General features: G+C 55.9%; 20 protein-coding genes. 7 read left to right on the top strand and 13 right to left on the bottom strand.

The genetic code is table 11. The annotated features are described in order from the left end of the window. Positions 1 to 32 precede the first annotated feature (32 nt). Positions 33 to 1,658, bottom strand: a complete 1,626-nt coding sequence (locus tag F1381_RS09495) for a diguanylate cyclase (RefSeq protein WP_151734582.1) — start codon at positions 1,656 to 1,658, stop codon at positions 33 to 35. A gap of 225 nt (positions 1,659 to 1,883) precedes the next feature. Between F1381_RS09495 and F1381_RS09490 the strand changes: the two genes are divergently transcribed. Together F1381_RS09490 and F1381_RS09485 are read left to right on the top strand one after the other, a co-directional pair. Then, entirely contained in the window at positions 1,884 to 2,153 is a 270-nt protein-coding gene (locus F1381_RS09490) for an ACT domain-containing protein (protein ID WP_151734581.1), read from the top strand. 36 nt (positions 2,154 to 2,189) lie between these two features. After that, positions 2,190 to 3,545, top strand: coding sequence for a PFL family protein (locus F1381_RS09485; RefSeq protein ID WP_246187974.1), 1,356 nt, complete (start codon positions 2,190 to 2,192; stop codon positions 3,543 to 3,545). 76 nt (positions 3,546 to 3,621) lie between these two features. Here F1381_RS09485 and F1381_RS09480 read toward each other — a convergent pair whose 3' ends face one another. The 3 genes from F1381_RS09480 to F1381_RS09470 all read right to left on the bottom strand — a co-directional run bounded on the left by F1381_RS09480 (position 3,622) and on the right by F1381_RS09470 (position 7,174). Continuing rightward, positions 3,622 to 5,205, bottom strand: a complete 1,584-nt coding sequence (locus F1381_RS09480) for a C39 family peptidase (RefSeq protein WP_151734579.1) — start codon at positions 5,203 to 5,205, stop codon at positions 3,622 to 3,624. Positions 5,206 to 5,429: 224 nt separating this feature from the next. After that, positions 5,430 to 5,657, bottom strand: coding sequence for a carboxymuconolactone decarboxylase family protein (locus F1381_RS09475; RefSeq protein ID WP_151734578.1), 228 nt, complete (start codon positions 5,655 to 5,657; stop codon positions 5,430 to 5,432). A 56-nt stretch (positions 5,658 to 5,713) separates the two neighbouring features. Further along, positions 5,714 to 7,174, bottom strand: a complete 1,461-nt coding sequence (locus F1381_RS09470) for an MFS transporter (RefSeq protein WP_151734577.1) — start codon at positions 7,172 to 7,174, stop codon at positions 5,714 to 5,716. A gap of 163 nt (positions 7,175 to 7,337) precedes the next feature. Here F1381_RS09470 and F1381_RS09465 point away from each other — a divergent pair, with 163 nt between their 5' ends. Together F1381_RS09465 and F1381_RS09460 are read left to right on the top strand one after the other, a co-directional pair. Beyond that, positions 7,338 to 7,784 carry a MarR family winged helix-turn-helix transcriptional regulator gene (locus F1381_RS09465; protein ID WP_151734576.1) on the top strand — a complete coding sequence of 149 codons (447 nt, stop codon included), beginning with the start codon at positions 7,338 to 7,340 and terminating at the stop codon, positions 7,782 to 7,784. Between the two features lie 411 nt (positions 7,785 to 8,195). After that, complete coding sequence (locus F1381_RS09460; RefSeq protein WP_151734575.1) at positions 8,196 to 8,711, top strand: YbaK/EbsC family protein; 516 nt, start codon at positions 8,196 to 8,198, stop codon at positions 8,709 to 8,711. A 20-nt stretch (positions 8,712 to 8,731) separates the two neighbouring features. Here the strand turns inward: F1381_RS09460 and F1381_RS09455 are convergent, their stop codons facing one another. The 6 genes from F1381_RS09455 to F1381_RS09430 form a co-directional block, all read right to left on the bottom strand. Then, entirely contained in the window at positions 8,732 to 10,426 is a 1,695-nt protein-coding gene (locus tag F1381_RS09455; protein ID WP_187355267.1) for an extracellular solute-binding protein, read from the bottom strand. Continuing rightward, a complete protein-coding gene (locus tag F1381_RS09450; RefSeq protein WP_151734573.1) occupies positions 10,423 to 11,847 on the bottom strand; it encodes a response regulator transcription factor in 1,425 nt (474 codons plus the stop codon). The genes F1381_RS09455 and F1381_RS09450 overlap by 4 nt, the downstream gene beginning before the upstream one ends. Further along, entirely contained in the window at positions 11,840 to 13,582 is a 1,743-nt protein-coding gene (locus F1381_RS09445; protein WP_151734572.1) for a sensor histidine kinase, read from the bottom strand. Before F1381_RS09445 ends, F1381_RS09450 begins: the two co-directional genes overlap by 8 nt. A gap of 119 nt (positions 13,583 to 13,701) precedes the next feature. After that, the gene (locus tag F1381_RS09440; protein WP_151734571.1) at positions 13,702 to 15,558 is read right to left on the bottom strand and encodes a type 2 periplasmic-binding domain-containing protein; all 1,857 of its coding nucleotides are present in this window, start codon (positions 15,556 to 15,558) and stop codon (positions 13,702 to 13,704) included. A 97-nt stretch (positions 15,559 to 15,655) separates the two neighbouring features. Continuing rightward, the gene (locus F1381_RS09435) at positions 15,656 to 16,552 is read right to left on the bottom strand and encodes a carbohydrate ABC transporter permease (RefSeq protein ID WP_151734570.1); all 897 of its coding nucleotides are present in this window, start codon (positions 16,550 to 16,552) and stop codon (positions 15,656 to 15,658) included. 15 nt (positions 16,553 to 16,567) lie between these two features. Then, a complete protein-coding gene (locus tag F1381_RS09430) occupies positions 16,568 to 17,527 on the bottom strand; it encodes an ABC transporter permease (protein ID WP_151734569.1) in 960 nt (319 codons plus the stop codon). Positions 17,528 to 17,803: 276 nt separating this feature from the next. On the opposite strand from F1381_RS09430, the gene F1381_RS09425 reads away from it, so the two are divergent. Both F1381_RS09425 and F1381_RS09420 read left to right on the top strand, forming a co-directional pair. Continuing rightward, a complete protein-coding gene (locus tag F1381_RS09425; RefSeq protein WP_151734568.1) occupies positions 17,804 to 18,037 on the top strand; it encodes a cysteine-rich CWC family protein in 234 nt (77 codons plus the stop codon). Between the two features lie 115 nt (positions 18,038 to 18,152). Continuing rightward, positions 18,153 to 18,692: a CDP-alcohol phosphatidyltransferase family protein gene (locus tag F1381_RS09420; protein ID WP_151734567.1), complete on the top strand. Its 540-nt coding sequence runs from the start codon at positions 18,153 to 18,155 to the stop codon at positions 18,690 to 18,692. Between the two features lie 127 nt (positions 18,693 to 18,819). Here the strand turns inward: F1381_RS09420 and F1381_RS09415 are convergent, their stop codons facing one another. Next, the gene (locus F1381_RS09415; protein ID WP_151734566.1) at positions 18,820 to 19,713 is read right to left on the bottom strand and encodes a fumarylacetoacetate hydrolase family protein; all 894 of its coding nucleotides are present in this window, start codon (positions 19,711 to 19,713) and stop codon (positions 18,820 to 18,822) included. A gap of 107 nt (positions 19,714 to 19,820) precedes the next feature. After that, a complete protein-coding gene (locus F1381_RS09410; protein WP_151734565.1) occupies positions 19,821 to 20,705 on the bottom strand; it encodes an SMP-30/gluconolactonase/LRE family protein in 885 nt (294 codons plus the stop codon). A 206-nt stretch (positions 20,706 to 20,911) separates the two neighbouring features. Between F1381_RS09410 and F1381_RS09405 the strand changes: the two genes are divergently transcribed. After that, positions 20,912 to 21,538: a GyrI-like domain-containing protein gene (locus F1381_RS09405; protein ID WP_151734564.1), complete on the top strand. Its 627-nt coding sequence runs from the start codon at positions 20,912 to 20,914 to the stop codon at positions 21,536 to 21,538. 43 nt (positions 21,539 to 21,581) lie between these two features. Here the strand turns inward: F1381_RS09405 and F1381_RS09400 are convergent, their stop codons facing one another. Further along, positions 21,582 to 22,268 (bottom strand): hypothetical protein, encoded by a 687-nt coding sequence (locus tag F1381_RS09400; protein ID WP_151734563.1) that lies wholly within the window; start codon positions 22,266 to 22,268, stop codon positions 21,582 to 21,584. Between the last annotated feature and the right edge of the window lie 116 nt (positions 22,269 to 22,384).

The raw sequence follows: 22,384 nt of genomic DNA, 5'->3' as shown, positions 1-22,384 counted from the left end.
GTACGCCTGCCCCGGCCTTCCAGTTCGTTTCCTTAATACAGAATACGGGATACCAGCCGTTCAATCCGCGCCAGAAGCTCCTGCACTCCAAACGGCTTGATCACATAATCATCGGCTCCGAGCTGCAGCGCATGGATAATATCGCGCTGATCCTGCCGCCCGGTCAGCATAATGACCAGAATTTCCGCGCCTTTGTAGCCGGCGCGGAGCTTGGCCAGAACATCAAGCCCGTCCAGCTCCGGCATAATACCGTCCAGCAGAATAATATATTTCTCACCCGGAGTGTACCAGTCCGCCTCCAGAAACCGTGTGCCGTCCGGAAAACTGCGCACCGAAGCCACCTCTCCGCCGGAGGGGTGCCAGCCGGCAAAGCCGCCTGTAAGCACCTCGCGGATGAACGCGTCGTCATCGACCACTATAATATTCAGCGGCTGCGCCCCTTTCGCTCCGGGCAGCATCCGGTTATAGACCGTTATTCGGTTGCGGCCGCCATGCTTGCTTGCATAGAGCGCCTGGTCCGCTTCTTCTATCAATTTATCGGCATGCGGCAGCGATTCATTTACAGCGGCCAGGCCGCAGGAAAAGGTTACCTTAAATGATTCGTTTTTGGCTGAAAAGCTGACCTCTGCAAACCTGCGCCGGATCCGTTCGATCACCTGCAAGGAGGCAGCCGCACCGGTATGGGGCATAAACAAGGCGAACTCTTCCCCGCCGTAACGGCAGAAGGTATCCTCCAGGCGGATGGACTTCTTGACCACTTCGGCAAATCTTTGCAGCACTTCATCGCCGACGAGATGTCCATAAGTATCGTTAACCCGCTTGAAGTGATCCAGATCAAACAACGCCAGGGTAAACTCGCGCTCCGTCCGTTTATAGTCAGAAAACAGCTGCTTGAGCGTCTGATTGAAGTATTTGCGGTTAAACGCACCGGACAGCTCGTCGATCACAACCGCCTCCTGCCACTCCTGCTTCAGCACGAAACGGTTGCGGATCAGCGCCAGCAGCAGCTCGATATCGACAGGCTTACGTATATAATCCATCACTCCCAGCGAGTAGGCATACAGCTGCAGCTCCCGGGAATGCTCGCCGCTGAATATCAGGATCGGAATCCGCTCTTTTTTAGCCTTCTCGACAATCTGCCGGAGTACATCGATGCCGCTCTTGTCCGGCAGCATAATGTCCAGCAGCAGCATATCCGGCTTGTTCTCATAAAACAGCTTAAGCCCGCGCTCCGCTGACAGAGCGATGCTGACATAGTAGTTGTCTTTCTCCAGCGATTCCCGCAGAAAAGCGACCAGCTCCACATCATCCTCTATGATGAGCACTTCAAATTGCGGCCGGGCCCCCGGGGGCCGCTTCCCCTCCTTAAGGACAGCAGTCCCGGAGGAGGCGCTTTCACTGAACTGCTCCAGCAGTGGATATAAATGCCTGCCCCACTCGCTTTCCGGCCATGGACTGCGGCTGTCGTCAGCAAACCGGTTCAGCAGCCTTTCGGCAAGCTCCCCTACCTCCTGAAGCCCGACCGTGCCCGCCGTTCCTTTTAAATTGTGCAGAAAACGGTAGATTTCCTTCTCCTCCACCGCCGGTTGCTCCGACCATTGAGCCAAAGTCTGTCTAATCCGCTGCTCAACCAGTTCCTTATATTTCCTTGTTGTCATAAGCTCTCCTTAAGCAATCTCAGTCAATCCATCCTTAAATCATAACATGATAATGCTGTCAATCTTATTTTAAAGAAATCGACAGTAGAGCGCAAACAATGTCGAAATTTCCGACAAAAAACCTTTGGTTGATGCCTCGGTCATCACCTGCCATAATAATTGAAACGGTTCAATCCGTTAATGCGGCGGATGAGCAAAGAATACATAGTATAGGAGGCTTTTTCATTGAAGGGGATTATTACTGTACTGGGAAAAGACAAAGTGGGGATTATCGCCAAGGTGTGCACCTATCTGGCGGAGCACAACCTGAATATCCTCGATATTTCGCAAACGATTGTCCAGGACTATTTCAACATGATGATGATCGTCGACATTTCCGCACCGTCCAAATCCTTCGAGGCCATTGTGGAGGACCTGCAGCGGGTAGGCGAGGAGATCGGCGTTGAGATCAAGCTGCAGCATGAGGACATCTTTAATATTATGCACCGGATTTAGGCGCCACTATCAACCTTTGAGGAGAAATAGCTTATGATTTCACTTGTAGAAGTGCAGGAAACGAATAAAATGATCCGGGAAATGAACCTGGACGTGCGCACCATTACGATGGGCATCAGCCTGATGGACTGCGCGCATACGGACCTGAAGGTATTTAACCAGAACGTATATGACAAAATCACCCGCTCCGCCGAGAAGCTCGTCAAGACCGGCGAGGACCTGGAGCGCCAGTTCGGCGTGCCGATCGTCAACAAGCGGATTTCGGTCACGCCGATTTCCATCGCTGCCGGCTCTACTCTTACCGACAGCTATGTGCCGGTCGCCGAAGCGCTCGACCGGGCGGCCAAGGAAGTCGGCGTGAACTTCATCGGCGGCTTCTCGGCGCTGGTGCAGAAGGGCTGCACCACCGGCGACCGGATGCTGATCGACAGCATTCCGGAGGCGCTTGCCGTTACGGAGCGGGTCTGCTCCTCTATCAATGTCGGCTCCTCGCGCAGCGGCATCAATATGGATGCCGTGAAGCTGATGGGCGACATTATCCTGCAGACTGCCGAGCGCACCAAAGACCGCGATTCCATCGGCTGCGCCAAGCTGGTGGTCTTCTGCAATGCCGTGGAGGACAACCCCTTCATGGCCGGCGCCTTCCACGGGGTCGGTGAACGCGAATGCGTCATCAATGTCGGCGTCAGCGGACCCGGCGTCATCAAGCGGGCGCTGGAGGAGGTCAAAGGCCAGGATTTCGAGACCCTGTGCGAGACGATCAAGCGCACCGCCTTCAAGGTGACGCGCGTCGGCCAGCTCGTCGCCCAGGAAGCCTCGAAGCGGCTCAATGTGCCGTTCGGCATCATCGACCTGTCGCTGGCCCCGACGCCGCTGATCGGTGACTCCATCGCTGAAATCTTCCAGGTGATGGGCCTGCAGGAAGCCGGCGCGCCGGGTACAACGGCAGCGCTGGCGATCCTGAACGACAACGTCAAGAAAGGCGGCGTCATGGCTTCCTCCTATGTGGGCGGCCTCAGCGGCGCATTCATCCCGGTCAGCGAAGACCACGGCATGATCCAGGCGGTGCAGCGCGGCGCGCTGACACTGGAGAAGCTGGAAGCGATGACCTGCGTCTGCTCGGTCGGGCTGGACATGATCGCCATCCCGGGCAGCACCAGCAAGGAGACGATCTCCGGCATCATCGCCGACGAGGCGGCCATCGGGATGGTCAACAACAAGACGACCGCGGTTCGCGTCATCCCGGTCATCGGCAAGGAAGTCGGTGAAATGGTCGAATTCGGCGGCCTGCTCGGCTACGCGCCGGTGATGGCGGTCAACGGCTTCGACTGCTCCGGCTTCGTGAACCGCGGCGGCCGGATCCCGGCGCCGATTCACAGCTTCAAGAACTAAAGGGCTGCATAGATGAGCAGGCTGCGGGTAGTTGCTTCCCGCAGCCTGCTCTTGTTTCTTGTTCTGCTGTTGCGGATCATCTTGTTTGGGAATCTATAAGTTCAATAGAGAAAATATGTATATTGGGACACTGCGGCAGTTTAATTTCTTTAATTTTCTTACGCTTGGATATTTTAATCGTTTGGTCATAAATATATACTTTCATGCTGGCCGGTTCTTTTTCCTTGTCTTTATTACCGCAAATTCCTTCCCATACAACTTCTTCACCGAACCGCGGCTTCTCTGCCGCCCAATCCGTAATATTCAGCGGGAATAATATGACCTCGTTATCCTCATAAACGACTTGTAAGCTGTCGGTACAATCGCCCCATTCTGCACAGCCAATGATGGATATGAAATCATAGTATCCTACCTTCTCTGGCGGTAAGATGATAGTTTCAGCGGCACAGGATATATTGTCAAACCGTTTCTGAATATCAGGGGTGAACTTCTTTGCATTTACGGCCGAGTGACTCTCCATCAAAAATTCACCTAACCCGGTAAAATCCGCATTATAACCTTCATTATGAGCAAACCCTTTATTATTAAATAAATGTTCTATGTTAAGGTTGACATGAATATCCGAAGCCCTTTTTACAGGAGGGGTCAGAGAGCCGGTAGGGTGCGGTAATGTTCTAAGGTCATTGTTCAAAAGGGTATCGATAAACTGCTCTTCAAGCACCGCTATATTCAGCAGTCTTTTTGACAAATCCTTGCTGTTTATTTTTTTTGTATAGTAGGCCTTGAAGAGCAGAAGCCTTATATTCTCCCATTGTTTGCATATGGAGTTCGCCTCGGTGGATAGGAAATAGAAATCTTTATTCCTGTACCGGAGGCTTGCGCTGTTTAGAATCTTTGAGAAATAGTGCCTTCCAAATATGACTCTGCGTAAGCTTAACAGTAATGCGCAGTTCCAGAAATCAGCGGATTCGTCTACAGAAAATTCCCGGAGTACATCAAAACCCGATTCACCGATCAACTTGGAGAGCGACGCAATATCCTCCACATGGTTTTCAGAATAAATACGCTGTGATAAGGATTTTATATCCTGGATATAATCCATTAAAGAAGGTTCTTCATACTTTTCAAGGACATCCAGTTTGTAAATAACTTCTCTTAAATTATATTCATTTAATAAATCAGCCGGCAGCACTTCAATGTTCTTACTGAATATAGGGTCTATACATTGAACTGTATTAGTATCTCTGTCGTAACCGATTGGCATAATATAGTGCGGGCTGTGCGTTTTGAGATAATCCTTGCCCCAGGGAATGATATAATTATCTATTAGTATAATTAGCGGGAATCCCTCCTCTAAATTCAGCAGCACTTCAGCGAATGATTTATGGTTCAATGGATTGGCCAGGAGGTGCGATACAGCAATTCCATGATATTTCTGAAAATATTCATTAGAATACTCAGCCTCAACCTTCATATGTTCCCCTATTGCTCCGCCCTGTCCCAGAAAACCTTGAAGATCAAATTCAAACCTCCATGAATCAGAGAAAAACATTTCAAATCCTCTGCCTGTCAATTGTCCTATATTCGCAATCAAATCCTGAAAACAATTATGTACTGAAGTATCTGAAACCGGAATGAATGACTCATATTTTATTTTCATCCCTAACTCTCCTCTTATTCTTATTCATTCCAATACAAATAGAGTGCTCCAACTAATATTCACCTGTAAAAGCAAGCGTTTGGAAACGTTTACTTTGTTTTATATTATCATAACTGTAACAATATTCAAATCCATTAATTCAAAGCCCAGCGGCTTTCATTACACAACAAAGGACCGCCTCCCTGCTGCTAATAAGCAAGCATGAAGACGGCCCTATGTGCGGTTTAGACCGGTGCGGCGCTACTGTACCCAGCTACTCCCGGAACCATTCCGGTAGAACTGGCCAGCCGGTTCCAGCCGTTAATTGCAATAATGTTCACCAGCAGCAAATCCTTGGCATGCATGTCAAGGCAGAAGGCACAGCCGTTGAGCTGCGACACAAGGATCTTGATCAGGTCCGCTGGAGGCCGGTCTGTGAAAGCTTTGCCCGAAAAGTTTGATGACGGGGCCAAACGTTTGCCTGGCTATGGCTTTAATTATACTCAGCCCGCCGCCAGTTCCAAGCTGCTTAGGCCTCTGCCTGTGCCCGCTTACCCCTGCGCGCCGTCACCAGCCGCCAGCCGGTCAGAACGGCCGATACCAGGCAAATGGCCGAGGAGGTCATAAAGACAACATGCATCCCGGAGAGGAAAATTTCCGGGCGGCCCGGAATGAGATCGTTGACCCGGTACCCCACCTTGCTGCTCATCACGTTGAACAGAATCGTGGTCGCGACGGTGATGCCGACCACCATGCCGACATTGCGGACCAGCGAATTGACGCTGCCCGCCGAACCGAGCTGCGTCCGCGGCACCTTGGACATAATCAGCGAGTTGTTCGGCGACTGGAACAGTCCGCTGCCGATGCCGAGCATGGCAATCCACAGGCCAACCAGCACCACGGAGCTCCCTTCATGCAGCCGGGCCAGCCCGATCTGCGCGACGACCATCACAAGCAGGCCGGCAAAAGTCAGCGACTCTGAGCCGATCCGGTCAGACAAGGCGCCGCTGAGCGGTGCTACAATGACCATGGCGATCGGGAACAGCATTAGCAGGAACCCGGCATAGAACGGCGACAAATTGAGCATGTTCTGGGCATAGAATGGGGCGATAATGTTAAAGCAGAAGTTCGCCACGAACACGAGAAACGCGCACAGGATACTCAGCGAGAATAGCGGATTCTTGAACAGGGACAGCTGCAGCAGCGGCTGCGGCCGCTTCAGCTCCACAATAATAAACGCAAGGAATGCTGCAGCTGCGACAATCAGAGCTGTTACGATCCGGCCGTCGCTGTAGCCCAGCTGCTGCCCAAGCAGCAATCCGGCGAACAGTGTAACAATGAAGACGGCGAATAGCAGGCTGCCCGGGGCGTCGATTTTTGATTTTACATGGATCAGATCCTTCGGGAGCACCTTCCAGCCAAGCGCAATCGCAATCAGGCCGATCGGGACGTTAACCCAGAAGATGTATTCCCAACCGAGCGTTGAAACAATGATACCGCCAAGACTCGGCCCGGCAATACTGCCCAGGGACACAAAGGTGCCGATCAAGCCCAGCGCTTTGCCGCGCTCATTGGCCGGAAAAATATCGGTAACAATGCCCTGGCTGTTCGCCATAGTCATGGAGGCGCCGATCGCCTGGACAACCCGGGAGATAATCAGAAACGGAAGATTGCCGCTAAGTCCGCACAGCAGCGACCCGATGATAAAGATGATGGTGCCAATTTTGAAAATGCGGATCTTGCCGGCCATATCGCCGAGCTTGCCGAAGAACAGGATAATGGAGCAAATGGCCATCAAATACCCCGTCGTGACCCATTCCACCTGGGCGACCGGAAGATTCAGTTCCTTCACCAGCACCGGCAAAGCAATGTTGACAATGCTTCCGTCCAGAGTGGACATAAAAGTAAACAAATTTAGAACTATCAGAATAATCCAGCGTTTCTTCTGGATAGCGGCGTCCTCCTGATAGGTAGTGCCGATTGAACTCATCCCTTACACCCTCTTGCCGTAATTTTCCGATATAGTTGCGCACGCAACAAACTGGCTGTTTCAGTGTACCGCAATTTAGTTGCGCATGCAACTACTTTATTGTAGACTTTGAATTAGGCACAGGCAGCATCCGTGCCAAGCAAGCCAAAGAAGGTGTCCCGTGTTGTCAAGAGAACCGATTGGAAAGCTGATAGCCTATCTGCAGCGCCAGAACCAGAAGCAGCTCGCCAAGGAACTGATGCCGTACGGCCTGGGGAGCGGCGGACAGCACAGCTTTCTCAAGCTGATCCTAAGCCGTCCGGGAATTACCCAGGACCGGATGACCGAGGAAATGAAATTCGATAAAGCGACGACAGCCCGGTCCGTCAAGCATCTGGAGCAGCTCGGGTTTATCGAGCGCCGCCCGGATCCCGGCGACCGCCGGTCCTCTCTGCTCTATCCGACGGCCAAAGCTCTGGAGTTCGCTCCGGTCTTTCAGTCAATATTGGATGGATTCAACCGCAGGCTGACCGCTAATCTGAGTGAAGAGGAAGTCAATACACTGGTGGCGCTGCTGCACAAAATCACCCTGAATACTGCAGACGGTCAGGATAGACCTGAGGCAGAATAACCGCCCGCAGCAACGGCCATCCGCTTCCGCTGCTGCCCGGCATGGATATCTTTGCCGAAAGCGCCGGGCAGCATACACCAACCAGGCCCCTTCACATGAAGGGGCCTGTTCGTTATTGCGGTTATACACGACAACGGGTACCCTGTCGCTGTTAGCCCAGCATAACTCCTTCCAGAATATGATCCCAGGTTTCATTAGGGTAAGCGGCAGTCCGGTAGTCTCCCTCCCCTTTAACTAAGCCAGCAGCATTTCGCCATACCCGCTGACCCGTTCTTTAACTAGGGGCAGGAGGAGAAGCGTTTGAATGTTAGATAAGGCATGGGCTTTGCACTTGCAGCCAAAAGAGCTTACAATATAAACCAGCATGAAATTGAATGAAAGTCTGATCATCCGGAAAGGGAGGAGCATCAAATGTCCATCTCGAATGTTAAAGAGCATTTTCGTACCTTCGGCAGAGAACAGGACATACGCGAATTCGCCACCTCCAGTGCAACCGTGGATATGGCGGCAGCGACGATCGGCGTCATCCCGGCGCGAATCGCCAAAACGTTATCCTTCCGCGGAGCGGACCAGGCCGCCATCCTGATCGTCGCCGCCGGCGATGCCAAGATCGACAACAAAAGGTTCCGGGAGGTATTCGGCTGCAAAGCGCGGATGCTCACCCCCGAGGAAGTCCTGGCACAGACCGGACATGAAATCGGCGGCGTCTGCCCGTTTGGGCTGGCCCATCCGCTGGAGGTATACCTCGACGTATCCATGCAGCGGTTCGCTACGCTGTTCCCCGCCTGCGGCAGCAGCAATTCGGCAATCGAGCTGACCTGTGAGGAATTGGCACACTACTCTGGCGCTTCAGGTGCCAAGGCCTGGGTCAATGTGTGCAAGGGCTGGCAGGAGGAGACTATGGACGGTGACGGACAGGCTAGTTAAGGTTAGAGCGGAGCCGTCCGCTACTCGCCGCGCTCCCGCGCCTCCACTATCCGCGTCACCTCTTCCGTAATCTTTTCTCCGCCCCGGCGCTTCCACTCCTGAACGAACGTATCGAAGCTGTCCGGCGGCGAATCGCCGGCGATGATGCTGAGAAAGGTCTCCGTCTCCAGCCGCTGCAGCTTGGGCCACTCGCGCCGCATGGTTACAGTGCTGCCATGGTAGACGCTGCGTACCTGCCGGACCGCCGTCGAGGTCAGCGCGGCAACCCCGTATTTATAAGCATTGGCGGCCTTCCAGCCCTCCAGATCCTTCTTGGGCTGCTCCTCTTCCGCCAGCCAGCGCTTATAGATCAGCCTGGCGTCGGGGTCCAGCTGCTCCGGATCGATTTTGCCGTGCAGCGCCTGCTGGATATCGCTGTAATGCTGTTCAACCGCTCCGGCATAATCGAGCAGCAGGTCGAACGGGTAATACGCCCGGGGCTGGATGCCGGTCTCGGCCGCATAGTCGTCCAGCAGCTTCACTTCACCGGCATTCGGATCCCGGCGGCGCTCCAGCCGGGTAAACTGGTTCAGCAGCTTCACCACAGCTTCGGGATGCCCGTACCCCTCGCGGACAACCAGATAGCGGTCCGTCACCGGCGCCATATGGGCGACGAAATGCCCGTTCCCGTCGAGCGGGGCAGCGAACGCCCTCCACTCCGCTCTGGTATCCAGGGCCACCGCCTCCGAGAGCGGGTAGTAAGGCATCCACCACGGACCGAAGAACATCCCGGTCCGGCCGGCGAGAATCGGCTCCTGGGTTTCCCTGTAGAGCGCAAAATCCGGATCAATCAGTCCCCGCTTGTACCAGCCGGCTAGCTGGATGAGCGCTTCCTTCGTTTCCGGCGTCGTGGAGCCGTACACGATGTCGCCGGCTTCATTCCTGATCCAGTTCGCCGGAAAGGCGTGAAAGGCGTGGAACACGGCATCCAGCCCGTTCACATGGGGCTTCGAGCCGTACACAATCTGGCTGTAGGCGCTTATGCCGACTGTGTCGCGTTTGCCGTTGCCGTCTGGGTCTCGTTCGACAAAGGCACGGGCGATGTTCTCGATGTCCTCAAGCGTCCGCGGCGCCGGCAGCTCCAGCTGATCCAGCCAGTCCTGCCGGACCCACAGGAGGCTCGTTGCATCGGCCCGGATCGCCACGTTGGGCAGCGCATACAGCCGCCCGCCCCGCGAGGCGTCTTCCAGTGCTTCGCCGCCGGTGGAAGCATAGATATCCTGAATCAGTCCTGAGCCGTATTCACGGAAGGTGTCCGTCAGGTCGGCGATCATGCCGCGGTCGATCAATTGCGCCAGCTGATCGCGGTTCACCACCAGCGCATCGGGCAGATCGCCGCTGTCGATGGCCAGCTGTGCCTTTTGGAAGAACGGTTCGTCCCCCTTCGCCTCCCAGGCATGAACCACTTTAATATTCGTGACCCGCTCCAAATAACGCGAGATCGGATTATTGTCGTTGCTGTCCCCGTTCCCGAGCCGGGCATCGGGCACCTTGAAGCCGATCCGCAGCGTAACCGGCTGCTCATACCGGACGTAGGCAGCATCTTCCGCATGTTCCACTCCAGACGGTGCCGGAGCTGCAGCTCTCTCCTCCTCTGTACCGGCCCGGCAGGCAGCAAGTGCGAACCCCAGTACAACTGCTGCCAGTACGCTCCCTGCAAACCTTGAACCTCTCAACTGCCGATCCCCTCCGCCCGGTATTCGCTCGGCAGGCTGCCGACATGCTCCCGGAACAGCCGGCTGAAATAACGGTCATCCTCGAAGCCGGACCGGCAGGCGATTTCGCAGACGGGGATGTTCGTGGTCAGCAGCAGCGTCTTGGCCAGCGTAAGACGCATACCCCGCAGGCACTCGCCAAAGCTCTCGCCGGCGAAGCGGGCGAAGCATTGGCTGAAGTATCCGCGGCTCATGCTGACATGAGCCGCCACATCGCTTTGATTGATTTTGTCACCGGCGTGGCGCCGCATGTACCGGACCGCACGAATGAGGCACAGCAGCACCTCCTTGCTCAGGCCGAGCTCGTAGCTGCGCCGCTGGACATAGCCTGCGAATTGCCGCAGCCAGCTCTGCCAGCGGCACCAGTCCAGGGCTGCTTCCGCCTCGGCTTGCAGCCGGGCCGCCTCCTCAGGCCTCAGCAGGTATCCCTGCCAGCTGCTGATTAGCCCGGCCCCGAACGCCTGAATCTCCCCGGCAGGAATCCGCCGGGCCAGCACAGCTGCGGTGAATTTGTCCCACTCCGCTCCTTCCAGCGTCCAGCGGAGATTGGCGGCCTGCTCAAGTGGGCCTTCACCTTCCCGGGCAGGGCTTGTGCCCGGAGGAACCGCGCTGCCGGCCAGCTGCCTGAGATCCCCGCAGGCCAGGCTGACCGGCAGCCTGCTCCCGTCTCCGGCATAGAACAGCGCCGGCCGCAGGCACTGCTCCAGCAGCTCTTCCACCTCGGGTACCCGCCGCCCTTTAAGCCCTGTGACCAGGGCTGTCTGCCAGCGGCCTGCCGGGGCCGCATGCTGTTCCCGCTGCCCTTCCCCTGCGGCGCAGAGCCCCGGCAGAGGCGCAATCCACATCGACCGCAGCGCGAGCAGCCGCCGGTTCCTGACCGCGTCCAGCCGCAGCAGCTCCTCTTCGCTGCCGGGCAGAATCACCGGCACGTAGGCCAGCGCGCTGTCCACTGCGAACACTCCGGCATCTCCTCCTCCGGCAGGCAGCGTACCCGCACATCGCTCCCACTCGATCCGCCCGACCAGCCGGCTAATGGTCTCGCCGGCATTGTCTGCCTCCAGCAGCGTCTTGACAATATAATCGACCGCGCCCAGCCGCAGTGCTTCCTGCACATAATCGAACTCATGATGGCAGGTCAGTACCACGCAGCGAATGCCGGGAAACCGCCGCCTTACCTGACGGATCAGCTCGAAGCCCGTCATGCCGGGCATTGTAATATCGACGAACAGCAGATCGGCTTCCTGTTCCTCCAGCATCGCCAGTGCGCCTGCCCCGTCTCCGGCTTCGCCGACAATCACCACCCCGAAGGACGGCCAGTCAATCAGCGAGATGAACCCTTTGCGCACCAGACGCTCATCGTCCACAACCATCGCTTTAATCATCGAAGTCCTCCTTGCTTTTATGGGGAATCGTAATGGTAATCGCCGTTCCTTCGCCCTGCCCGCTGTCGATTTCCAGCGTCATCTGCTCACCGTAATACGTCCGCAGCAGCCGCAGCACATACGAGAAGCCGATGCCGAGCCCGCGGTGCCGGGCCCCTTCGTCTGCAAGCAGCGCAGCAATCTGCGTACGGTCCATGCCGCTGCCGTTATCCTTGACTACCAGCTGCACACCGCTGGCGCTGTGCGCCGTAATGACAACCTCCACTATGCCTTTATCGCTGAAGCCGTGGTAGATCGCATTCTCCACCAGGGGCTGGAGCAGAAAACGGGGCACAGCGGCATCCAGCACACTCTCCTCTGCGGCGATGCTGAACTCGAATTCATAATCATAGCGGATACGCTGCAGCTCCATGTAATTACGCAGTGCCTCCAGCTCCTCGCGGACCGTAACGATAATGCTCTGCTTGCCCAGATTGTAATGGAGCACCTTCACCAGCAGCGTCACCAGCCGGTCGATCTCCTTCTGTCCGTTCAGCCGGGCCAGCCATTGAACCGTGTTGAGAGTATTATGCAGAAAATGCGGGTTAATCTGGCTGAGCAGCTTCTCGATCTCGAACTGGCTCTTCTGCTTCTCATTGCGGGCAACGGCCTGGATCAGCCCGTTGACCTGCTCCTTCATCTGCTGAAAATTGCTGAGCACAAAATCAAATTCCCGCACGCCCGTGAAAGCAACCGGCGAGGTAACGTTCTCCGCCATGCGGATAATCTCTACATTGACCTTGCGGAGCGGACCGTACACCCGTCTCCAGATCAGCCAGGCCAGCACAGCGGCGAAGAGCAGCGTGAACAGGGCCAGCAGAAGCATTTTGATAAACCAGGAAGAAATCTCGCCGCTGAACACCTCATTCCGGACCGCTGCCACCAGCAGCCAGCCCTGCGGGCTTGAGTAGCGGAACAGATGATACCCGTCCAGCTCTTCCTGCAGCTCCTCTGTCCTTCCCGCAGCGGCAATCACACCGGAAGGTAGCTGTCCGTCGATAACATGCGTCCGCTGCCTGTCCTGGCTGACCAGGAGATGGCTCACTTCCATGCCGTAGGCATGACCGCCGAAAATTTTGCGCAGCAGACTGTAGTTAGTCTCCAGATAGATATACAGCTCCTGCCGTCCGCTCACCCGGACGATCCGCCGCTCGGAGAACACGGTGTTGTCGCCGACGGCATACATGGTGACATGAGGCCCGTAATAATCCGCACCGTTATAGCGCATGAAAGAGGGCAAATCTCCGGTATCCATATTCCGCCGTGTACTCATATTGGAGAACAGTACCGGATCTTCGCTGCCGGGCATCAGGTAGGCGGTTAAGCCGAGGTACGGGTTTGTAAATGTTACGAGATTGATCTTCTGGTTGATAGAATTCATGATCTGCGATTTGCGGTGAATCTGCCGCTCCTGAACGAACCCGGACATCTCCTCCACAATCTGCCCGTCCAGGGCGAACTGCTTGGAGGCAAAATCCAGATTATCAAACGCATTCTCCAGACTGAGCGCTTCCTGCCGCAGGGCGGACGTAATGCCGCCGCCGATCTTGCCGGAGAGGATGGAATAGATGGAGCTGTAAGACACGATGCCCACAATTAACAGCGGCAGCAGCGTGCCGAGCAGCAAATACAGCAGCAGGATGGTTCGCAGGGATTGCGCGGGGGATGGACCGCCGCCGGATTGTCGTCTCCGCATCGCTGTTCTTCCTTTGTTGTAAGCGTTTTAATATATAGCTTTAGAATACCATATTTATCCTCTTTTGAAAATAATAAGGCAGAAGCGATTTGCATCGCCCTGCCTTGGGTTACAGCCGGTTATTGCACGCTCTTGCGCGCTTCAAACAACTCCTCCGCTTTTTTGACCGAGAATTCCAGCACTTCCGCATAGCCCAGACCGTTCACCTTTTCGTGCATCTCCCGGCTCAGCTTGTCGTATTCGGCATCGTTCTTCGCGAACACCATCTTCCAGGAGTACTGCTGGATCACCGTTCCAATCTGCTTGTTCTTCTGCTCCAGCGTCTTATCCATCATCAGCGGCTCTTTGCCGGTGAAGCCCTGCGGCGCTACGGCCAGCATATCGTTCTTTACAAAATACTCCTTCGCCGTCAGTGCGCCCATCTTCGCTCTCCAGTCGCTGTCCAGCTTCGAGGGATTGCGCTCCAGCGTCGTCTGCCACAAATTGTGGTCATACGGCTCACCCGTCTCCGGGTTCTCCATGGCCGGGACGACGAAGGAGAAGTTCATCTGATTGGAGCCGTAATAGAAGTCGCCTCCGCCGTATTCTGCGGGAATCTGCGTATCCTGCTGCTTGGCGAAGGCCTCCCAGCCGAAATCGGTCACCACCGGCCTGCCGTCAGCTCCGATATCCCAGGTCAGACCTTTAGGCCCGTTAGGCACTGCCGTGCCGCTGCCCGCAGAGAGCATCGCCCCTTCCGGGGTGTACATCCAGTTGATGAACTCCATAATCCGCTCCGGCTCCTTCGCTTTGGCGCCGATGGCGATAATGCCGTTGCCCCCGTACACATTGAAGCCTGTGGAATACATCAGCTCGCCCTTGAAGGGAACGAGCGCGAAGCCCTTGCCTTCAGCCGTCCGTTCAGGAGTGTTGTAATTCGCGGCGCCCAGCCACGGGAACCAGGAGAACAGCACCCGTCCGTCCTTGTATTTGGCTACCACATCGTCGAATTTCTGGGTCAGCGAATCGGGATCAACCAGGCCGAGCTGATTGGCTTCGTAATAAAGTCTCAGCGATTTCATATACCAGCTGTCTTCAGAGATGAAATCATAATACTTCTCCTCATCCGCCTTGACGTATACGGCGGTGTCGGCAATTTCATCATAGCCGAGCATGCAGGCGAATTGCTTGGCCAGCGTCATTTTGTAATTGCCGTCCCAGTCGGACCACAGTGAGAAGGCATACGTCTTCTTGCCCTGCCCGTTCGCCGGCTCCAGCTCCTGCATCTGCTTTAGCACTGGCAAATAATCCTCGATGCTGCCGATTTCCGGCGCGCCGATCCGCTGGTACAAGTCCCAGCGCAGATCAGGCCCCCAGGTCATATCCTTGCCCTCGGACGGCCCCGACGGGTTCACGGCCACATTATTGCCCAGGCCGTAGACCGCGCTGCCCCCGCCGAAGGCAACCTTCGCCTTCTCAACCGCCTTCGGGAACTGCTTGACGATTTCAGTGCCGTATTTGTCCAGCAGCCCGTCCTTCGTCCAGTCCAGCAGCAGCTTACCTTGGATGGCGTTCGGATAGTGGTTTTTGTCGTCGCCGAAGATGATAATATCCCCCAGGTTGCCGGAAGCCATCATGGCGGAGATTTTCGTATCGCCGCCGGTGAGGTTCGAAGCAACGATATCCAGCTCGATGTTGAATTTGTCCTTGATGATCTTGGCGAACCAGCCGGTCTGCGGTCCGGCATAATTGGCCGTCGTGGAGAACACGGTCAGCTTCAGCGGCTTGGAATGGTCGGGCGCACCGATATCCCCAGGTGCGCTGGTCTCCCCGCCGGTGTTCGCCTCCGCGGCCGGTTCCTTGGTCGCCGCAGCATCTGCGGCTCCGCTTCCGCTGCTGGCGCTGTTGTTGGCGCTGTTGTTTCCGCCGCCGCATGCGGCCAGTGCCAGCACCAGGAAGATGCTGAGCAGCACCGGCAACCATTGTTTGATTTTCATTTGGACGATCCCCCCCACTTCAAATGGTTCTTTCATAGTGATACCTGATACTCCGCGTCCGAAAGAACAGGGCCTTGCTTCTGGTGCAGCCGCGGTGTCAGCCTTTAACTGCCCCGATCATAATGCCCTTGACGAAGAAACGCTGGAAGAACGGGTAGACGATCAGGATCGGCAGCACCACGATCATCGTTACCGTCATCCGCACGGAGGTCGGTGTCTGCATGTTCTGGACACTGGCCGCCATGTCCGGCGAGCTGCGGATCAGCGCCGCCAGTGAGCTGGACTCGTTCAGATACCGCCACAGCAGAAACTGCAGCGTGTAATATTTGGTATCCGTCATCAGAAAAGCCGTATCGATGAACGAGTTCCACTGGTTAACCGCCGAGAAAATCGTAATCGTTGCCAGAATCGGCGTGGTCAGCGGTACAATAATGCTGCGGAAAATCCGCAGGTACCCGGCTCCGTCCATGCTGGCCGATTCCTCAAGGGAAGACGGGATGGCTTCGACATAGGTTTTGACCAGAATAATGTTGAACGGAGTGATGATCGACGGCAGGATATAAGCCAGATAGTTATTGGTCAGATGCAGGTTGTGCATGGTGATATACCACGGAATAAGTCCCGCGCTGAAATACATCGTCACCACAATGCTGCGGTACCAGATCTGCCGGCCCCACATTTCCCGCTTGGTGAACAGATAGCCGAGAAAAGCGGATGCGCCGACGGTCAGGAATGTGCCGACGACGGTCCGGTAGACAGACACCAGTGCCGCATGGCTGAGTCCGCTAATCTTAAGCACCTTCGTATAGTTGTCCAAATGAATTCCCCGCGGATAAAACCTGATATCACCTGCGGCGCTAAGGTCGTTGGAGCTGATCGTGTTGATGAACAGATAATAGAAGGGATAGATACAGCTGAGTGTGAACACTCCGAACAGCAGATAGATGACGGCTTGAAACAAGGCGTCACCCGGCTTCAGCTTGGCTATGCGCATAGGTAGACCACCGCCTCAAATAATGGATTCGTCCCGTACCAGCCGCGACAGCGTATTGGCTCCGAACAGCAGCAGGACGCTGACTGCCGATTTCAGCATGCTGACCGCTGTGGCGAACGGAAAATTGTTGGCAAAGGCGATGTTGTACACATAGAGATCAAGCACTTCGATCGTGTCCTTGTTCATCGCATTCTGAAAGGCAAAATACTGCTCCATGCCGTTGTTAACAAAATTGCCGATCGAAAGCAGCAGCAGCACGAAGAAGGTTGGAATAATACCGGGCACGGTGATATGCCAGATTTTGCGGAACCGGGAAGCGCCGTCCACCTCTGCTGCTTCGTACAGCTCCTGATCGATGCCCGCAATCGCCGCCAGGTACAGGATAGCCCCCCACCCTAGCGACTTCCACCAGTACCAGGCGATCATCGTAAGCCAGATATGCGAGCCGGACGCCAGCAGGTTGAAGCCCTCATCCACAAGACCGAGCGAGACCAGTATGCCGCTAACCACCCCGCTGTCCACCGAAAATAAGGAGAACGCCAGCGCATAGACGAGAATCCAGCTGATAAAATTGGGAATCGTCGTCATCGTCTGCACAAATTTGCGGTACCAGCCGGACTTGATCTCTGTCAGCAGGATGGCGAATATTACCGGAAACACCGAGGTTGCCAGACCCAGCGTGCTCATCGCCACCGTATTTCTCAGCACCCTCAGTACTTCCGCCGTCTGCGTAGGATTGGACACCATGGTACGGAACCATTTCAGCCCCACGAATGGGGTGTCCGACAGCGGAATACCGGGAATAAAATCATAGAACGCATAAATCCATCCGCTGACCGGCAGGTAGTAAAAGATAAAGGTCACTACAAGAAACGGCAGCGCCATCAGAAACAGCCTGTGCTTATTCTGCAGTCGCCTGCGGGGCGGAACGGATAGCTGGACACCGTGCAGCCCTTCTTCAGTAGGTACTCCCATCGCTGAATCTCCTATCTTCGATAAATGATTACGCTTACATATTAACGGATGGGCTGGAGAATCCGGGAGAGAGGGATGAGCGTTTCAGCGGGAGAACTGTCAGCGGTTAGCGGACGATTTTCACAGAAAAACAAACCGATTTCCCCGGCGGCATAAGTGGCGGAGATTTCCCGGTTATGCTGCAAAATTCATTGTCATATGTTGTTCCATACCCTAATCTGGAATGTATATGGACGAAGAGATGCTGATAATTAAGAAGCAAAGGAGACTGGCGCTATGCATTCCGACAACCGCCTTCGGGCAGAGGAGCTCTCCGCCGGAGTATGCCCGGTCTGCCGGCTGGACAACGGCTGCGCGATGGTGCATAACCGTCCGGCAGATACCTGCTGGTGCATGACCCTCCACATTCCCGAGGGAATGCTGAAGCGGATCAAGGAGGATTACCCCGGCTCCGCCTGTATTTGCAAGAACTGTCTTCAGGAACTTGCTGCGCGAATGGATGCAGAATGAAGCGCGGTACCAGTACCACTTGGCGGATATACAAATAGGACTTCCTCTATTGGGTTAGAGAGAAGTCCTATTGTGCTCACCATCTCTTAAGTTTACATACAGGAGGTATGATACAATGACGCGGCATATCCCCAATCTGCTGACCCTCAGCCGGATCATTCTGTCGGTGTGGCTGCTCTTTGCCTCGGAAGCTCCGCTGCTGTTCGCCTTTCTATATGCGGCCTGCGGACTCAGCGATGTGCTGGACGGCGCAATTGCCCGCCGCAAGCACTGGGAAAGCCCGCTGGGAGCCCGCCTGGATTCTGTCGCCGACATGGTGTTCTGCCTGGCTGTATTGGTATACATGATCCAGTGGCTTGGCCCGGCGGCGGTGCACTTTATTCCGTGGATCATCGCAATCGCCGTCATCCGTTTCGTTAATCTGCTCATAGCCGCCATCAAATACCGCAGCTTCGCCATGCTGCATACCTGGGGCAACAAGCTTACCGGTGCGGTGCTGTTCACTGCCCCGCTCTTCCTGCTGCTGAACTGGCAGGTGCTGCTGTGGCCGGTATGCATCCTAGCCGTGCTCACGGCTGTAGAGGAAACAGCGATTCACCTGACCTCATCCAAACTGGATGTGAACCGCAGAAGCCTGTATACAGGGCGCCGCTGACTTGCCGGGCTTCCCGGAACAGCACCATACCGGACCGCCGACCGGCACGGTTGACACGGACCAGCACAGTTGACACGGACGGGCTCACCTTGACCCGGTTGCCCAGTGAAGTATGGCCCTCCCGCGCTTATTCGCTAACCATCGTGTTGCTGAGCGTACCCAGCTTTTCAATCTCCACGCTTACTTCGTCGCCGGGCTGCAGATAAATCTGCCGCTCCGCCGGGTATCCCATCATTACGCCTTCCGGTGTCCCGGTCAGGATCAGATCGCCCGGCTCAAGCGTCATGCACTCCGAGATGTAGCTGACAATCTGCCGGCAGCCGAAGATCATATCCGCCGTATTTGAGTCCTGCCGCAGCTCACCGTTAACATAGCAGCGGATTTTCAGCGACTGCGGATTGCCTACTTCATCCGCTGTTACGACATATGGCCCGACGGGGGCGAATTTGTCGCAGGATTTGCCGGCCAGCCACTGGCTGGTGCGCATTTGCAGATCGCGAGCCGACAAATCATTGGCTGCGCAGTACCCGAAGATTGCCGCATCCGCTTCTTCCGGAGTAATATTCCGGGCCGTTTGGCCGATGACAATGGCCAGCTCGGCTTCATAGTCCACCTTCTGCGTATGGCGCGGCACCGGTACGGCTTCGCCGTGGCCGGCCAGACTATTCGCATACTTGCTGAAGAGAATCGGGTACTCCGGCAGCCGCATCCCCGTCTCCAGCGCATGCCGGCGGTAGTTCAGACCGATGCAGATGATTTTGCCGGGGGCGGGTACGCAAGGCGCGAACTGCAGCCCGGCTTCATCCTTCCAGTATCCGGCCTCCTGGTCCGCCGCCGCTCCGCCTGCAAAGCGGGCCAGCTGATCAAGGGCTGCGGCTCCGCCTGCAACCAGCTCGCTGAATGTGGCCGGGACACCCGCTGCCGGCTTCAGCTGAAGCGCAGCTGCTACATCCAGCACACCGGCTTCTTCCTTCACGCCAAGCCGCACAGTTCCGTTCTCCCAAAAGTTCAGTAATTTCAACGCTATCTGCTCCTCTTCGCCTGTCCGCCGATCTTCCGCTCAGGGCCACGGTTTGGACTTTATTTCTCTGACTCTGCCGGCTGCTAGATCCTGTTGCAGCTCCGGCTCTAATCCATCTTGCCGGAGTACCGGTTAGCCCGCACTCCCTGTACGCCGGGTCTGGCTACGAACAGGCCTCCGGCATCCGGCCAGCGTTCATGCTCTTCCTCACTCATGTTTCCGCTTACCGTTGTAATGTAGAGTTCATCCAGCTGCTTACCGCCGAAGGCGCAGGAGGTCACATTCTTGGCGGCGACTTCAATCTTGCCGAGCCGCTCACCGGTAACCGGATTCCAGCGCGAGACGCAAGCGCCGCCGTAATGGGCGACCCACAGCATTCCTTCGCTGTCGATGGTCATCCCGTCGGGAATGCCTTCATCGTCGCCGAAGCGGAATATCTGCGTCCGGCCATCCACACTTCCGGTCTTCGGATCATAATTCAGCGCATCCACTCCGCGCGTCAGACTGTCGATGTAATACATCCGGCCGCGCGATTCGTCCCAGGCGATGCCATTGGAGATGCCGACGCCGTCCAGAATCTTACGCACGGAACCGTCCGTCTCCAGGCAGTAGAAGGCTCCGGCATCCTGCTTGCCCTCCATGCTCATGCTGCCGAACCACAGCCGGCCCCTGCTGTCGCATTTGGCGTCATTCAGCCGGTTGCCGGGCTGACCGGCTTCAATTCGCGCGAGCAGCTTCGGCTTCTCCCGGCCATTGAAGCTGTAAATGCCGTCCTGCAGCGCCAGAACCCAGCCGCCGCCTTCTGCCGGTACGACCGCCGTAACCATTTGCTCAAAGTCAAAGGTAGCTTCCCGCCCCGTCTGCGGATGATAAATCCGCAGCTGCTTGCCTTCAATGTCAACCCAGTAAAGCTCTTCCCACAGCCCGTCCCAATGTGGGCCTTCACCCAACTGTGCCTTGGCAACCGGCAATAATTCCGCTTCCATGTGCATGTCTTCTGCCTCCTGACCTTGTCCGGGTTTCTGTTCTTCTTTATTCTACCTTGCCCTGAAAGCTTAAGCCACCGGACTAACCTGACATAGAGCTGTCTGGTTGGGTATGCTAACCTCAGGAGGAGCAATAGAGAATTTCGGTCAAAACTTACTGAAATAGAAGTGAAAATAACCGGTTGTAATTCTATTAAACAGGAGGCTCCCCAATGAAATATGACTGGAGAAAACAAGACAAAGCCCTTTATCTTCCGCCCGCTGAGCCCAAACTGGTTCAAGTCCCTGCTTTCCCTGTGTTTATACTAAAAGGTGAAGGCGATCCAAACGGCGCAGCCTTTGCCGAAGCGGTAAAGGTATTGTACTCGTTGACCTATGCCGTAAAAATGCTGCCCAAACAAGGAGCCGCTCCCGGGGATTATTACGGGTATAGGGTATTTCCTCTAGAGGGAGTCTGGGACCTCAGTGAGCAGGGACGCAGCAAAGCCTTTCTCGATAAAAATGATTTATTGTACACGCTAATGATCCGCCAGCCTGATTTCGTGACCCCCGCGCTGGCAGGTGCGGTAATGGATAAGGTCGCACGCACCAAGCCGCATCCGCTGAACGGACAAGCCGTCTTCGGTACTGCGGAAGACGGCTTGTGTGTGCAGATGATGCATAGGGGGCCATTCGATACGGAAGCTGAAAGCTTTGCGCGGATGGAACAGTTTTGCCTGGTGCAAGGCCTGCGCCGCATCTCGCTGACGCACAGGGAAATTTACCTCTCCGATCCCCGCAGGTCGGCGCCGGACAAGCAGCGAACCGTGCTGCGCTTCCAGGTTGAGCGGCAGGCCTGACCGCCTTTCCCCGCCTATTTACATTGATCCGCAGCCCGCTTGCTTAATCGGCTATTCTCTCCACTTTGCCGACCCTGGCCTCCGGGTGGATATGCACGGTGTCCCGGTACTCCACCAGGCCGATGTCACAGCCGGGACCGATCGACACCGTACCGCCGGTGACAACCCCGGCTTCTGTGTATTCAAGCTGAACGGATTCCCCTTCAATCAGCTCCGCCTTCAGCCCGGCTTTGAATTTCGGGAACAGCCCGCTCAGCAGCTTGCTGCGGGCCGCCCGCGGGGAACGGCGGATGACGAGGCTGCGGGCGCCGATCCGCTCCGCTTTGCCCTGGCCCTGCAGCATGAAGTCTACCATCCCGGCACTCAGGAGTCCCCCTACCGTAAATCCTCCCTCGCCGCGGAGCTCCTCTACATCGCAGCCACCTTTAACATCGCTCATCCCGTTCAACTGAAGCGTCCCGCACCGCAGATCGCCATGCACAGACAACATCCCGTCCAGGGTAAGCCGTCCGCCCTCCAAATTTCCTTTCACCGTCAGCTTGCCGTCCGCATCCATTTCGGCGGCCAAGACATCCGCATCCAGCGTCATCATCCCGTCAGCCTTAAGCATGCGCGCCTGCAGCGGACCGTGAATAGTACTCATCCCTTCAAGTCTGACCTGATTGTACCGCCCGCCTCCGGCACTGTTCATGCCTCCAAGCACCAAATCCGGCAACTGTTCCTGATCCATCCCGTCATCCCCTTAACCGATATGTATTTCATAGATAAACCTATTGTATATCAGGCCAATGGGGCATAAATCGGGCTGCAGGCGGAGATGCCTTCGGGCTGAATACTGAGGCCGGA

The sequence above is a fragment of the Paenibacillus tengchongensis genome (genome assembly GCF_008973665.1).
Taxonomy (GTDB): Bacteria; Bacillota; Bacilli; order Paenibacillales; family Paenibacillaceae; genus Paenibacillus_AQ; species Paenibacillus_AQ tengchongensis.
The sequence above is the reverse complement of the archived record's forward strand: the minus strand, read 5'-3'. Positions and strand labels throughout refer to the sequence as shown.

Coding starts and splice junctions, on each gene's coding strand:
- F1381_RS09495 (WP_151734582.1), bottom strand. CDS start 1,658: ATGACAACAAGGAAATATAAGGAACTGGTTGAGCAGCGGATTAGACAG.
- F1381_RS09480 (WP_151734579.1), bottom strand. CDS start 5,205: ATGAAAATAAAATATGAGTCATTCATTCCGGTTTCAGATACTTCAGTA.
- F1381_RS09470 (WP_151734577.1), bottom strand. CDS start 7,174: ATGAGTTCAATCGGCACTACCTATCAGGAGGACGCCGCTATCCAGAAG.
- F1381_RS09460 (WP_151734575.1), top strand. CDS start 8,196: ATGTCCATCTCGAATGTTAAAGAGCATTTTCGTACCTTCGGCAGAGAA.
- F1381_RS09450 (WP_151734573.1), bottom strand. CDS start 11,847: ATGATTAAAGCGATGGTTGTGGACGATGAGCGTCTGGTGCGCAAAGGG.
- F1381_RS09445 (WP_151734572.1), bottom strand. CDS start 13,582: ATGCGGAGACGACAATCCGGCGGCGGTCCATCCCCCGCGCAATCCCTG.
- F1381_RS09440 (WP_151734571.1), bottom strand. CDS start 15,558: ATGAAAATCAAACAATGGTTGCCGGTGCTGCTCAGCATCTTCCTGGTG.
- F1381_RS09435 (WP_151734570.1), bottom strand. CDS start 16,552: ATGCGCATAGCCAAGCTGAAGCCGGGTGACGCCTTGTTTCAAGCCGTC.
- F1381_RS09430 (WP_151734569.1), bottom strand. CDS start 17,527: ATGGGAGTACCTACTGAAGAAGGGCTGCACGGTGTCCAGCTATCCGTT.
- F1381_RS09425 (WP_151734568.1), top strand. CDS start 17,804: ATGCATTCCGACAACCGCCTTCGGGCAGAGGAGCTCTCCGCCGGAGTA.
- F1381_RS09420 (WP_151734567.1), top strand. CDS start 18,153: ATGACGCGGCATATCCCCAATCTGCTGACCCTCAGCCGGATCATTCTG.
- F1381_RS09410 (WP_151734565.1), bottom strand. CDS start 20,705: ATGCACATGGAAGCGGAATTATTGCCGGTTGCCAAGGCACAGTTGGGT.
- F1381_RS09405 (WP_151734564.1), top strand. CDS start 20,912: ATGAAATATGACTGGAGAAAACAAGACAAAGCCCTTTATCTTCCGCCC.
- F1381_RS09400 (WP_151734563.1), bottom strand. CDS start 22,268: ATGGATCAGGAACAGTTGCCGGATTTGGTGCTTGGAGGCATGAACAGT.